13 protein-coding genes are annotated in these 14,264 nt (G+C 38.5%); 4 read left to right on the top strand and 9 right to left on the bottom strand.

All coding sequences use genetic code 11. The annotated features are described in order from the left end of the window. Positions 1 to 8: 8 nt before the first annotated feature. Complete coding sequence (locus BM161_RS04955) at positions 9 to 1,475, top strand: sensor histidine kinase (protein WP_074930906.1); 1,467 nt, start codon at positions 9 to 11, stop codon at positions 1,473 to 1,475. Further along, positions 1,468 to 3,069: a response regulator gene (locus BM161_RS04960; RefSeq protein ID WP_074930907.1), complete on the top strand. Its 1,602-nt coding sequence runs from the start codon at positions 1,468 to 1,470 to the stop codon at positions 3,067 to 3,069. Before BM161_RS04955 ends, BM161_RS04960 begins: the two co-directional genes overlap by 8 nt. 59 nt (positions 3,070 to 3,128) lie before the next feature. On the opposite strand, the gene BM161_RS04965 is transcribed toward BM161_RS04960, so the two are convergent. From BM161_RS04965 to BM161_RS05005, 9 genes are all read right to left on the bottom strand, one after another. Next, on the bottom strand, positions 3,129 to 4,175 hold the full coding sequence (locus BM161_RS04965) for an ABC transporter permease (protein WP_074930908.1): 1,047 nt from the start codon (positions 4,173 to 4,175) through the stop codon (positions 3,129 to 3,131). A 2-nt stretch (positions 4,176 to 4,177) separates the two neighbouring features. Further along, on the bottom strand, positions 4,178 to 5,272 hold the full coding sequence (locus BM161_RS04970) for an ABC transporter permease (RefSeq protein ID WP_074930909.1): 1,095 nt from the start codon (positions 5,270 to 5,272) through the stop codon (positions 4,178 to 4,180). Next, positions 5,265 to 6,782: a sugar ABC transporter ATP-binding protein gene (locus tag BM161_RS04975; protein ID WP_074930910.1), complete on the bottom strand. Its 1,518-nt coding sequence runs from the start codon at positions 6,780 to 6,782 to the stop codon at positions 5,265 to 5,267. The genes BM161_RS04970 and BM161_RS04975 overlap by 8 nt, the downstream gene beginning before the upstream one ends. Before the next feature lie 142 nt (positions 6,783 to 6,924). Next, a complete protein-coding gene (locus BM161_RS04980) occupies positions 6,925 to 7,848 on the bottom strand; it encodes a substrate-binding domain-containing protein (RefSeq protein ID WP_074930911.1) in 924 nt (307 codons plus the stop codon). A gap of 277 nt (positions 7,849 to 8,125) precedes the next feature. Then, complete coding sequence (locus tag BM161_RS04985) at positions 8,126 to 8,971, bottom strand: phosphoribosylaminoimidazolesuccinocarboxamide synthase (protein ID WP_074930912.1); 846 nt, start codon at positions 8,969 to 8,971, stop codon at positions 8,126 to 8,128. A gap of 10 nt (positions 8,972 to 8,981) precedes the next feature. Further along, positions 8,982 to 10,022 carry a glycosyltransferase family 2 protein gene (locus tag BM161_RS04990; RefSeq protein WP_074930913.1) on the bottom strand — a complete coding sequence of 347 codons (1,041 nt, stop codon included), beginning with the start codon at positions 10,020 to 10,022 and terminating at the stop codon, positions 8,982 to 8,984. After that, positions 10,023 to 11,780, bottom strand: a complete 1,758-nt coding sequence (locus tag BM161_RS04995) for a hypothetical protein (protein ID WP_074930914.1) — start codon at positions 11,778 to 11,780, stop codon at positions 10,023 to 10,025. Between the two features lie 66 nt (positions 11,781 to 11,846). After that, the gene (murI, locus tag BM161_RS05000) at positions 11,847 to 12,638 is read right to left on the bottom strand and encodes a glutamate racemase (RefSeq protein WP_074930915.1); all 792 of its coding nucleotides are present in this window, start codon (positions 12,636 to 12,638) and stop codon (positions 11,847 to 11,849) included. An 11-nt stretch (positions 12,639 to 12,649) separates the two neighbouring features. Beyond that, positions 12,650 to 12,940: a hypothetical protein gene (locus BM161_RS05005; protein ID WP_074930916.1), complete on the bottom strand. Its 291-nt coding sequence runs from the start codon at positions 12,938 to 12,940 to the stop codon at positions 12,650 to 12,652. Positions 12,941 to 12,985: 45 nt separating this feature from the next. Between BM161_RS05005 and BM161_RS05010 the strand changes: the two genes are divergently transcribed. Together BM161_RS05010 and BM161_RS05015 are read left to right on the top strand one after the other, a co-directional pair. Further along, a complete protein-coding gene (locus BM161_RS05010; protein ID WP_074931111.1) occupies positions 12,986 to 13,666 on the top strand; it encodes a pentapeptide repeat-containing protein in 681 nt (226 codons plus the stop codon). Then, positions 13,663 to 14,262 (top strand): MBL fold metallo-hydrolase, encoded by a 600-nt coding sequence (locus BM161_RS05015; protein ID WP_074930917.1) that lies wholly within the window; start codon positions 13,663 to 13,665, stop codon positions 14,260 to 14,262. The genes BM161_RS05010 and BM161_RS05015 overlap by 4 nt, the downstream gene beginning before the upstream one ends. Positions 14,263 to 14,264 lie beyond the last annotated feature (2 nt).

The raw sequence follows: 14,264 nt of genomic DNA on the forward strand, positions 1-14,264 counted from the left end.
GAGAAGAAATGAAAAACAAGAGCCTTAGACGAACGCTGCTTATAACTTATATCTCATTGCTTTTTATTACTCTTATTCCTTCTGTATACTCCGTTGTTGTTTCTCAGATTCATACAAAACAATATACTCAGATTATTTCAAACGTAAGCACTGCAAACAGAATCAGCTCCATCGCAAAAAATGACATCCCTGCCGAGCTCTGGAACATCATCTGCGGCAAAAAAGAAATTGCAGACGGAAGTCAGAATGAAATGCTTGATGAAATTTCTTCCGGTCTTTCTCAAATGCTTCTTACAAATAAAAATGCAGAAAACTACGGAAAGCTTCAGGTAGCATACAGAGCAAGAACTACCTTGCGCCGTAATGTTTACATGCTTATTTCTCAAATGGAACAGGGAAGCTCTGTAACTCAGAACGAAGCAACTCTTGATGAAATCAGAACCATCACTTCCCTCTTTTCTGATATTATGCAGGATTTTATTGTAACTGAAATTGAATCAGCTTACATAACAAACCAGTCGCTTAGAAACACTTCTATTATTCTTACGGTAATTCAGATTATTATTACTTTTCTTGCAATCATTATTTCTATTAACAGCTTTATTACTGTTTCTGCCGCAATTCAAAAGCCTATTTCCGACATGGAAAATCTTTCTACAAAAGTTGCCCACGGAGACCTTACTGCCCGTATTGATATTCCGCACGTAAACGAGCTTGATACGCTTGCCGGAAACTTAAACGTAATGGCCAGTCAGATTGATCTTCTTATCAAAAAGAATATGGAAGAACAGAAGAATTTCCAGAAGGCAGAGATGAAAGCCCTTCAGGCACAGATTACTCCGCACTTCCTCTACAATACTTTTGACACGATTGTCTGGCTTGCAGAAGAAGAACATACAGAAGAAGTTGTCCGAATTACAAAAGCCTTTTCAGACTTCCTCCGTATTTCGCTCAGCCGTGGCCACGAATGGATTACTATTTCTCAGGAACTCGACCACATTAAAAATTATCTTACAATTCAAAAAATCCGTTATGCTGATATTTTGAATTATACGATTGATGCAGACGAATCTTTGATGGAATATAAAATCATAAAACTTGTGCTGCAGCCTCTGGTGGAAAACGCAATTTATCACGGAATCAAAAATAAGCGGGGCCGGGGTGTTCTAAAAGTAAGCATTCATTATGCAGATGAAAGCAAGCAGGCAATTACTTTTACTGTTGAAGATAATGGCGCAGGCTTTACGGAAGAAAGACTTGGCCAGGTGCGCAACGAGCTTCGTACCGGGGCGGAAGATTCAGAAAAGCTTTCTTCTGTATATGGGCTTTATAATGTGAACAAAAAACTTAAACTCTATTACGGAGAGCAGACTGAGGGAATTATCATTGAATCTACAGTGGGTAAAGGAAGTAAAATCTCATTTACCATTCCGATTTTCATAGACGTGCCATACACAGGAGGCAGCAATGTATAGCGTTTTTGCAGTTGATGATGAACCTATTGTACTCGAAGGAATTCGCTCTAAAATTGACTGGGAAGGAAGCGGCTTTACCTTTGCCGGTGAAGCTACGGACGGTGAAATTGCCCTCTCCATGATTCACGAAATTAAACCGGATATTCTGATTACTGATATCAAAATGCCTTTTATGGACGGCCTTCAGCTAGCAGAGGCTATTAAGCGTACCCAGCCCTGGATTAAAATAATTATTCTTTCCGGCCACGATGAATTTGACTATGCTAAAAAAGCCATTTCCATTGGCATTGAAGATTACTTACTAAAGCCTTTTACCCCGGAAGAACTTCTTACCAGCCTTAATAAAACTGCTGCCCAGATTGATAAAGAACGCAAGCAGATGTCTGTTATTTCCCGTCTGAGGGAAGAGCTTAAGACCAGCGAAGCTTTAATTAAAAAAGAATTTCTGAACAACCTTGTGCACGGCTCGGAAGAAATGTCCACTGTAATTCAAAAAAGCTCAGAACTGGGTATCAACCTGATTTCCCGTTATTATAAGGTTTTGATAAGCCGTATTGAAAGCCGCAGCGGAAATACTGAAACTCAGCAGGAAGCCTGTTCTCTTTTGAACTCCTACTCTGCTGCCATTAATGAGGCGGTTTCTTTCTTCCACCACTCTAACCTTCTGGTTTGTATTTTTAAGGGCAGCACCCAGACAGAGCTGGATGACAACACCTTCCGTGCTGCAGAAACTATAAATCATATTGCAACTAAAAACGAAGACTGTATGGTTCTTACTGCAATGGGTAAAACTGTTGAACATCTTTCACAGCTTAAAGTTTCTTATGAGGATGCAAAGAAGATTCTTGAAGCCAGCAGCACAAGCAAGGAAAACAGAATCATCTCTTCCGATGACCTTACAGACTCTGAAGGAAGAGGAGCTTCTGCAGATGCCCTTCTGAATCTGAATGAAGGTGACCCTCTTGTTGATAAACTAAAATATGCAGCAAAAAGTGATATTCAGAGCATTATAGAAGAATCTATGGAGCTGATAAAAAAGAATCCGGATCAGTTTAGTGTATTTGCTTCATATCTTTTAGTCGATTTGATTTTTGCCGTTTCTAAACTGGTTGAAAAACTTGGTGGCAACATCAAAGAATTAAATCCAGAAATTCTGCAACGCAAATTTATTGATGATGCAGTTTCTGACGAAGCCCGCTTTAGAAAAACTCTTGAACAGGTTTTAGTTTTTGCTCTTGAATTCCGTGATTCTAAGTTTACAGGAAAATATGCAGATGTTATTCTTAAAGCAAAGCATTTTATTGAAGAAAATTATGCTGATCCAAATACAACTCTTACTACAGTTGCAGAAGCTGTATGTCTGAGTCCTAACCACTTCAGTACAATTTTCTCTCAGGAATGTAAAACCACTTTTATTGAATACCTTACGAACGTTCGTATGGAAAATGCAAAGCGCCTTATGCGCGAAACAGATATGAAGGGGTACGACATTGCCTATGAATGCGGCTTTTCTGACCCGCACTACTTCAGCTATATCTTCAAAAAAAATACGGGGCTTTCGCCCCGTGAATATAAGCTTAGTGTAGAAAAATAGATTGCTTCGCTACGCTCGCAATGACGTCATTGCGAGGAGCGCAGCGACGTGGCAATCCATTACCCGGCCATATTTCCCAGTTTCTTCTTTCTCTGGTCCAGAATTACACTCTGAAGTACAATGAAGAATGCAAGCATAAGACCAGTTGTAATACTCTGCCAGTAAGGTTCACGCAATCCCGAAGCAATAACGATAATATTAATTGTCTTCAAAGAAAGTACACCAAACAGTGTACCAATTACACTACCAACACCACCACTAAGCAAGGTTCCTCCGATAATCGAAGAAGCAATTGCCTGCATCTCTGCACCAGATGCATTACTTGCGTTACCAGCACCAGTATGTGTAAGGTAAACAAAACCACCAATACCAGCAAGGATTCCACATAAAACATAAGACAGGAACTGTGTACGTTTTACATTAATACCAAGCATCAAAGCGCTTTCGCTGTTTCCACCAACTGCATATAAGTTACGACCAAAGCGTGTCCATCGTAAAGTTGCCCACAGCAAAATCAGAACTACAATTGCAATAATAGCTCCAATTTCAATGTAAGAAGGAATCCAGTTACCATGCTTATGAATACCAATAAAGTGGAAGTAAAAATAATGATCTTTTAATGCAACAAAAGCTTCATTTGTAGCAGTTCTAGGAACCTTACTTACGATTGTTGTCATACCGCGAGTAAAGAACATACCGGCAAGTGTTACAATGAACGGCTGAATCTTAAGGTATGCAATAAAGTATCCCTGAACAAGTCCCATTGCAAGACCAATTCCAAGTGAAATCAAAATTGAAGTGAAGATTCCACCACCCATATCTTCCATAACTACAACAGTAGTCATTGTAATAAGGGCAATTGTACCACCAACAGAAATATCAATTCCACCGGTAATCATTACAATAGTAAGACCACACGCAATAACAATCAAATAAGCATTATTATTAAAAAGATTAATAAACTGCTGTGGATTCAAGAATCCGCCACCCCAGATAATCATTCCAAGAAGGTACATTCCAAAGAAGGTACAAACTGTAATTGTAAGAAGCAACAATGTATTTGAGAGCGGTTGTTTGTTCTCTTTTTTTCCAATTTTATTTGCCATAATTATCTAGCCTCCCCTGCAGAAACTGCAACTGTTGCCTTAGCACCTTTCTTTTCCACAAGTCTATTCTTAAGCTGACTAATCCATGCTTTTACAACAGGAGAACCAGCAACTACAATGATGATGATTACAACTGCTTTATAAGCCTTAACTGCAGTTGAAGAAACCTTCATTGCATACAGAGTAATTGTCAAAGCCTGAATAATATAAGCACCAAGAATAGAGCCAGAAAGCTTAAACTTACCGCCACCAAGTGAGTTACCACCAATTGCAACAGCAAGAATGGCATCCATTTCAATATCCAGAAGGATTGTTTCGTGGTTGATAAGTCCAATACGGCAAACGTTGATAGAACCTGCCATAGTTACACAAATACCAAGAATTACAAATACAGCAAGCTTCCATACAACAGGATTAATACCGTTGAGTTTTGCGGCTCTTTCGTTAATACCTACAGACTGAATGTACAGACTCAGCGTTGTTTTCTTCAAAAGCAGATTTATAAGCACAATGAAAATTATAACTACTAAGATAGGTGTTGGAACTGCAATGTGAGGAATAAATCCACCAATGTAAGTAAGAAGCGGGCTGTCAACGTTTGGAGTTGCACCACCATTAATCCAGTAAGCAATAGGACGTCCTGCAGTATAAAGAATCAAAGATGCAATCATCGGCTGGATGTTGAACTTTGCAATCAAAATACCATTAAACAGACAGAAGATAATTGCTACGATACAAGCAAGAAGAAGACCAACAAAGATTGTTCCGGCATTGATTGTACCAGCACGAAGAATCTTTACAAATACAGAACCTGCAATAGCAGCTGCGGCACCAATGGAAATATCCTGTCCCTTAGTTGCTGAAGTTACAAGTGTCATTCCTATTGAAAGAATAACAAGCTCAGAAGCTCCATTCAGAATACTGATAAGGTTTCCTGAAAGAACGTTGTTCCCCAGATTGTTCTTCTTAATTACAATTGAGAAGAAGCTTGGGTCTCTGATAAGGTTGAATACAACCAGTACAATCAGGGCAACAAGCGGAATTGCAAGCTGCGACTGAAAAAGTTTTTTAATCTGATTTACGATTTTATTAGCCATTTTGTGCCTTGCCTCCCGCAATTGTCTGCATAATTACATCCTGACGCAAAAGGTCATCCTTAAGTTCACCAACAATCTTTCGGTCGCGCATAACGATGAGTCTCTGACATACAGAAAGCATCTCTTCAATTTCTGAAGAAATAAAGGTAACACTTACACCTTCTTCTGCAAGCTGAAGAACGAGCTTCTGAATTTCGATTTTTGTACCAACGTCAATACCACGTGTAGGTTCATCAAGAATCAGATACTGTGGATGTGTCAAAAGCCAGCGTGCAAGAATAACCTTCTGCTGGTTACCACCCGAAAGTGATTTGATTGGTGTATCTTTTGAAGCAGTTTTAATCTGAAGTTTTTCAATAAACTCATCAGCAAGTTTTTCCTGCTCTGCTCTTGAAAGAGGCTTTGTAAATCCATTGAGTACCTGAAGGGCAAGGATAATATTTTCACGTACAGAAAGATCCTGGATAATTCCGTCTCCCTTTCTGTCTTCCGGAAGATATCCAATTCCAGCTTTCATTGCATCTTTTGGCTGATTTATTTTTGTGTCTCTGCCATTAACCTTTACCTTTCCGCCAGTTACACGGTCTGCAGCAAAGATTGCACGAACACTTTCACTTCGGCCAGAACCAAGAAGACCAGTAAATCCGTTTACTTCTCCCTTGTTGATAAGGAAGTCAAAAGGCTTTACTCCTTCTGCACTTGAAAGACCTTCTGCTTCATAAACAACTTCACCAGCCCCGCTATAAGGACGTTTCTGATTTTTGAGGTTGGTCATATCTTCCATGTCTTTACCGAGCATGGCAGAAATCAGTTTAACACGTGGCAAATCTGCGATTGTGTATTCACCGACAAGCTCACCGTTACGAAGAACTGTAATCTTATCGCAAACCTCATAAACCTGTTCAAGGAAGTGAGTAATAAAGATAATACCTACTCCATGGCTCTTAAGGTCACGCATAAGCTTGAACAAAAGCTCAACTTCATTTTCATCAAGAGAAGAAGTTGGTTCGTCAAGAATCAGAACCTTACAATCCATATCAACAGCACGGGCAATTGCAACCATCTGCTGAACTGCAATAGAACAAGTTCCAAGCTGCTGACTTGGCTTTGCCGGAATATTTAATTTTGCAAGAAGCTCTCCTGCATTTTTTTCCTGAGCACGGCGATTTACAAACTTGTAGTTGCCGCGACCTATATACATATTCTCTGCGACCGTAAGATTCGGACAGAGGGTAATTTCCTGATAAACTGTAGAAATACCCAGATTCTGGGCTTCCTGAGGAGAATGGATATTAACAGGTCCATCAACACCAGCAATATTGACTTCACCGGCATCTTTTTCATAAACACCAGTAATAACCTTTACCAGAGTAGATTTTCCAGCTCCGTTTTCTCCCATAAGCGCATGAATTTCACCTTCCCGTAAAGTAAAATCTACATTCTGCAGAGCTTTTACACCCGGGAATTCTTTGTAAATTCCGCGCATAGATAAAACAATTTTTTCGTCCATTTATACACCTATGTCATGCTGAATTCATTTCAGCATCTTTAATATAGATTCCGAAACAAGTTCGGAATGACGTCTAACATTTTCAAAAAAAGCGGCGTAAAGAAACACTTTACGCCGCCATATTTACAAGAGGGTTATGATATTAGATACCATACTTTTCAACATCAGCCTTAGTGATTGTCTTTGCATCGAATCCCTTTTCCTGGTTGATGAATTTCTTTGTCATGATACCAGTCTTAATCATGTTTTCGATGATTGCAGCCTGGAATGGAGAACACTGTCCATCATAGTTCCAGTTTCCAGCAAGGAGTTCATTAAGAGCCCATGTGTTGCAGTCGAATCCCATTACGATTACTTTTCCATTTACACCGTGTGTGATACCAGCTTCATCAAGAGCAGCAACTGCACCCTTAGCCATACCATCATTTTCAGCATAAATTACGTTGAAGTCTTCACCAGAGTTGATAACTGATTCTACGATCTTCTTAGCTTCAGCTTCGTCCCATGTAGCTGTCTGCTGAACAACTTTCTTCATTGTTCCAGCCTTGAATTCCTTGTCCAAAGCACCTGTACGTCCGATCTGAGCATCAGATCCCATAGCACCCTGAATGTGGATTACTTTGTATTCTTTGAGGTTCTGAGACTTAAGCCAGTTTACAGCTGTTGCTCCTTCTTTAGCCATGTCTGAAACTACAGCAGCTTCATACAAATCATCTGAAACGTTAATCATACGGTCAAAAAGGAATACTTTTACACCGTTTGCTTTTGCCTGCTTAAGAACAGATTCCCATCCGTCTGTTGCAGCAGCAGAAAGAAGAAGATAGTCAACACCATCTGTAATGAACTGAGAAGCAGCATTCAACTGTTCATCGTTCTTAAGGCTGTAGTAAGTTTTTACATTGTAGCCCTTTTTCTTTGTAAATACAGATTCAAAGTCTTTTACGTTAGCAGCGCGGTATCCAGACTCTGAAGGTGGATTGTTTACAATACCAATTTTGATCTTTGGTGCAGCGAATAAGCTTGCAGCAACCATTGCCATTGCAACTAATGATACGATTTTTTTCATCTAATTTTCCTCCTAATAGATGCTTTTTTAGATTACACCGTCATAATAAGCCCGTCAGGAGTATTTTTGAATGAAGATTTTTAGGAATTTTTTTATGAATTTTTAGGAATTTGAAAAAGTTTAAGGATAAATGGTTGGAAATTTATTTAAAAAAGTTAGAATTTTTACTGAACCGGTGGTTGAGTGATGCGAAGCATCGTATCGAAACCACCCTAGTACAGAATATTGGTGGTTTCGATATGGCACTTCGTGCCTACTCAACCACCAAAGCAATCTATTACATATGACAAATGCGGTCCTGGCACTCTTTGTAAATAGCTGCAGTCTTGGCAACTACATCAGCAGGAATCTCTTTGATGTTAGGGTCGCCGGCAAGATTGTGCTCCTTGAGCCAGTCGCGAACAAACTGCTTGTCGTAACTTGCTGGACTTCCGCCTACTTCGTACTTAGAAGCATCCCAGAAACGTGAGCTGTCTGGAGTAAGAACTTCATCACCAAGAACAAGTTCACCGTTCTCATCAAGACCAAACTCAAACTTAGTATCAGCAATGATAATTCCGTTTGCCTTAGCGTGCTCGTAGCACTTCTTGTAAATAGCAAGAGCAGCCTGTTCGATTTTTGTTCCAAGCTCTTCACCAAGATCATCCTTCATATACTGAAGAGTAACGTTGATGTCATGACCTTCGGCAGCTTTAGTAGAAGGAGTTACGATAGGCTCATCGAGTTTTTCAGCCTGTTTGTATTCCTTATCAAACTTGTGACCAAGGAAAGGCTCGCCCTTCTTGTAAGCCTCGTACATAGAACCAAACATATATCCACGAACAATTACTTCATAAGGAATCATCTTAAGCTTCTTTACGAGAATTGTACGTCCTTCAAATTCCGGCTTCTGGAATTCAGCAGGCATGTCTTTGAGGTCACTTGAAATCATGTGATTCTTAACAATGTCTTTAGTGTAGTCGAACCAGAAGTTAGCAAGAGCGTTGAGCACCTTACCCTTGTCTGTAATCATTGTTGGCAGAATAACATCGAAAGCAGAAATTCTGTCAGTTGTAACAATTACCATGCGTCCATCTTCAAGGTCATAAACCTCGCGAACCTTACCGGAAATAATCTTCTTCATTTAGAGCCTCTTATTTGCTTTTTCTGCTATTATAGTGATAAGAGTTCATCCTTTCAACAAGGTCTTTTCCCCAGTACTCGCAAAGCATTTCATAGGCTTGCGGTTGGAGTGCGGGAAGGACTACATCATTAAGCTGAATAAGGCTTGAAACAAGATAGTATCTCCCCTGCTCTTTTAATTTGCTCATTTCTTCTTCTGTGATGATTTTGCAGTCAGAAGGATTATCTTTTATCCATTCAGAAATAACGGTAAAGACACTAGCAGCCGAACAGATTAATTTCCAGCTTTTCAGAGAATCAATTTTATTCTCCGAAGTCATACCAGAAGTTACCCTATATAAATAGATTTTATTTTCGATACCAAAGTAGGATTTTGCAAAAAGCGATACAAAAAAGAAAATCAAAAAATCATCTGCAAGATTACACTCGGAATATGTAATGTTTTCGTAAGCTCGGAGAAAGAGATCTCTACGAATCAACTTAGCGCAGACATTACCTGAGATTTCATAAAAAAGCCATTTATGAAACACATCATGATTTTCAATTTTTCCGTAAGTGATGGCTCCACATTTAGTTTCATCGGTAGAAATAAATTTTCCATTTTCATCATACCAGCCTGAATTAAAACTTCCATGAATAATATCAAAAGGTCCCAGGTTCTGGTTTGTTTGCCACAGCAGGCTTAAAGCATCAGGAGTTAGTTCATCATCACTATCTAAATGAAGACAATACTGGCCTTTTGCTTCATAAGTAAGAGTGCGGCGCACTTCCATAATGCCACGGTTTTCGCTGTGTTCTGAATAATTAACCTTTATGGCAGAAAGGCCTTGCTTACGCCTCCAGCTATTCCCCTCTTTATGTGCATGACGAATTATCTTTTTTGCTTTCCAGCCTCGCGAGTCCCGGCCAGTACTGGCGTCATTGACAATAACAATTTCGAATGAATCATAATCCTGCTTAAAAACAGAAGCAAGGCATTGAGCCAGATAAGGCTCTGTTTTGTAAACAGGAATGCAAACGGATATATGAGGGTTATCAGTTGAAGTTTTCATTTATTCGTTATTTGGAATTGCGAGACAAGGTATTGAACTTGGTATAGGTCCCTGAAGCCATTCATTGTTCATCCAATAATATCCCTCAGCCACTTCTTTCTGAAATCTTGAATATCCAGATCCGCTTAGAAGAAGGACATCCTTCATTTTGCTAGAAAAATCATATTCAACATCTTTTACCCCTTCTATTATAAAATGATCAAGGTCTACTACAACCATTCTGTTTTTATTTTTATAAGCCCAGGTTCCATCTGCTGCTGTATAGAAGGCAATTCCATTATCTGCAATTACAAGCTTTTTAGGTTTAACTGCAATTATTCTTTGAGGCCCACAAAAGCTTTTATCTGTTTTTTTATCATTAACAATTTGTGTCTGTTCCATATTAAGAAGATCATTCAAATATTCAAAATATTCTCCGTTAAAATAATTTTTATCAAGAACAACTGGTTTACTTTTTGTTGCATCCTCATAAATAATAGTTGGATGGGGTCCACCATCCCACCAGGATTGTCCTAATACAAACTTATCAGATGAAGTTTGAGAAAAATCAAATTTTACAAGGGCATTAGAATCGTATGCCCAGCCACATCTCTCTAGAGTTCCATCAGAAACTTTTATTCTGGCGATTCCTCCCTGACACAAAAGATTTGGTATTTCTCCATCAGGATTAATCATCTTTTCGTTATATAATAAATAAATATAACCATCCTGATAAATCATATCTGCAAAATTACCATATGAAACTGGACTATCAGACTCGAATTTCGGAAAAACAGGATTTTCAGAATAAAATATTTTAGATAAAGAACCATTCTCATATTTAGCCAGTGTATTGTGATTGCCTTCAGCATTATCACCACTTGCATATACATATATAATACCATCATGCACAGTCACAGATCTTATGATAAAATATCCCCATTCATATAGTCCATTAAAATATTCAGAACAATCAAATGAAATTGGATCTTCAGTTGATGGCCATTCTTCTGTTGAAGAAGTAAATTCAGGGTATTTATAAAGTTTAACCAGTGTATCTGAATAATCACTATTAAAATTATATGTATATAAATCATTTGTTACGGGATCTATAATAATTCCATATTGATTACACATCTCTTCTTTATAAACGTAATAATTCTTACCTTCACATCCAGGCTTGTCTGTTACGATAGTTAATTCTGTTGTTCCTGTACTTGTAACAACAAAAACATTTTCATCGGAATCAAAAGCAAATTGATTTGTATTCGAATTGGCAGCAATAACATTTCCATTACGTGTAATATTGTAATTGTAACCATCATCTGTAACAGAAAAAAGAACAGGTGAATAATCAGGGAACACATATGGAACTTCCTCACCATTCAATGAAAATCTAACAGTTACAGAATTGCTTCCATCTCTGATTATAAAAGGCTCACTTGAACCAGTTGAAATAAGGTCTGAACCAGAATACAACCAGGCTTCAACCTTTGCAGTTTCACCAACAGTAAGATTTGAGAAAGAAATTTTTGTGGTATTTTGATCATTTGAAAGATTTACTGTCTGCTCCTGAATATCACTTTCTGCGGTAAACTTTACTGTAATTGAATAATAAGATTGAGAATCGGTGCCTGCATCGCGGGCAGTAAAACGTGACACAGAATGGTTTGAAATTACAAAGGAAACTTCACCTGTTTTTTTTATTCCAGATGAACAGGAAACATAAAGAAAAGAAAGCAAAAGGGAGGCTGCAAACATATAGAAGAACTTTTTCATTTTTTCACCTCTCGAAAAATGAATTCTACTAAATATTATAAACGCCCTTTTGCATTTGTGTCAAAGTTAAATGATGCCTGAGAATTTTATATTGAATTTATTACATAGAGTGTCGTACTGTTTTTTTTCATCTGAATCAGCATTGCCAGTGATGTATAAGGTTGGGAAAGAAACCTCTTGTGTACTTTCAGAGGGCTGCAAGATTTCAAGGGCATGGCGTACAACACCATCAACGGAATCGACAACTTTAATGTCTGGAGCACAGGCTTCGTTGAAAACGTCTGTGAAATTCAAAAAGTGGGTACAGCCTAAAATTACGGCGTCACAATCTTGCTGGCGGAAGAAATCTATTGCAGGCTTAATGGCATTGAGGCATTCAGCTCGACTGGCGGTAAAGGCGTTATGTTCAATATAGGATACAAGCTGGCCGTCGCCACGGGTAACAAGGACGCAGTCACTGGCAAATTTATTTTTGAGTTCAATGTTATAGGGATTTTCGCAGGTAGCCTTTGTGGCAAGAAGACCTATGCGGCGTTTTTTAGAAAGACTTGCCGCAAGCTTAATTGCAGGAACTGTTCCCACAAAGTTCACCGAAGGAAAATCTGTACGTAAAGTATCAAGAGCATTTACGCTCATTGTATTACAGGCAAGAACAATTACCTTTGGAGCAAACTTTGAGATGATTTTTCCAACAAGGTCAGTAACACATTTTACTACCTGCTCGTGGGTCTTTTCTCCGTATGGAAAGTTTGCAGTATCAGCTACATATACGCAGGAAGCATCCGGCTTCTTTTCAAGAAGCTTCATCATATATGGAATACCACCCACGCCAGAATCTATAAATACAAAGTCAGTCATTTTTTGTCTTCTTAATTAAATAACGCATTAAACGCATCGCGTGCAGCATCTGCTTTTGATTTACCGGAAACGTCCCCGCCACCTGCCGCAATTTTAGGGTTAGGACGGAAATAATCGCAGAAGTTTCCGCGTTCTTTATCACTTACAAATTCTGCGGAAGTCTCGCGGCAATCATTATGAGCCCCACTTTCATAAAACTCACATGCCTTGCAGACATGTAAATCAGCATGACACAAAGGACATTCATCCCCACGCACTGGTTTTACAATATTAGTTTCTTTATGGCATTTCCAGCAAATCATAAATATATAGTATCATTTTTTAACACTTTCTACTATAATAAAATTATGTTCACGCAGAATAAGTGCCTCGTACATTACTGCCGCAATCTCGCAATTTCCACCTTTGATGATGATGGAAATATTACCGACGGGAAAAACTATTGTCTGGATCATATTCCTGACCCCGGAAAATTTAAGGCAGATATTTATAAATACATTGCAGAACACGATAAAATAATCGGGCTGAATGTATCAGGTCTCTTATTTTCTAATATTGATCTTTCAAATAAAAAATTTTACGGCTGCACTTTTATCAACTGCACCTTCAATAATATCAGTTCAAGTAATCTTGTTTTCAGAATGTGTATTTTTGATTTTGCAATTTTCAATGACTGCAGTTTTATTAAAAGTAATTCCCTGTTTACAAGTTTTTCAGGAGCAACCTTTACTCATACGCTCTTTACTTCCAGCGATATTATTCAGAGCAACTTTAATGGAATTAAGGCATATCAGTCTTCTTTTGATGATTCAGACCTTTTCAATTCCCGCTTTATTGCCTCAACTCTCATAGACACTTCATTCAGAAACTGCAACCTCAAGAAATCACTTTTTTATGATTCAAAGCGTACAAACGTTTCGTTCAAGATGTCTAATACCCGAGAGGCTCTTTTTACACCGGAAGGAAAAAATCCTAGGGAATCAGATTTGGCTTTCGGTAATTCAATTGTTGATGGAGGCGGTGTATGAAAGTCTACTTCCATCTGAACCTCGGCGGTTTTTCAAACTGCTATATCGTAGTAAACGAAAAGACCTCAGAGGCAATCATAATAGACCCTGGTAAAATTACAGAAGAAATAATTTCACGTATTGAAGATAATCACCTAAAGCTTGTTGCTGTTTTGATTACCCACAACCACGGTTCACATGCCGGTGGACTTCATACTCTCAGAAAAATTTATTCTCCAAAAATTCTTGCTGCCGACTGGGAAGTTGCTGGTGAAGAAACAACTGTAATTTCTGGAGACGGAACTCTTCGTCTTGCTAAGATGATTGTTCGTTATATGTCAGTTCCAGGACACACTTCTGATTCTGTTGTTTATCAGATTGGTAATATTCTTTTTACAGGTGATATTCTTTCTGCCGGAGAAATTGGAAGTACAAACTCAAGTTATTCTGAATATATCTTAAAATCTAATATTGAAAAGAAGATTTTTTCTCAGCAGGATAATGTTATTCTTATGCCGGGTCACGGACCTCCAACAACTCTTGGAGCAGTAAAGGCCTTTACTGCAGACTTCCAGAAAATGATCCAAAGTCCGCAGAATGATCGTGTAAGAAACTAGCC

Origin of the sequence: Treponema bryantii (assembly GCF_900113965.1) — a bacterium.
GTDB lineage: Bacteria > Spirochaetota > Spirochaetia > Treponematales > Treponemataceae > Treponema_D > Treponema_D bryantii_A.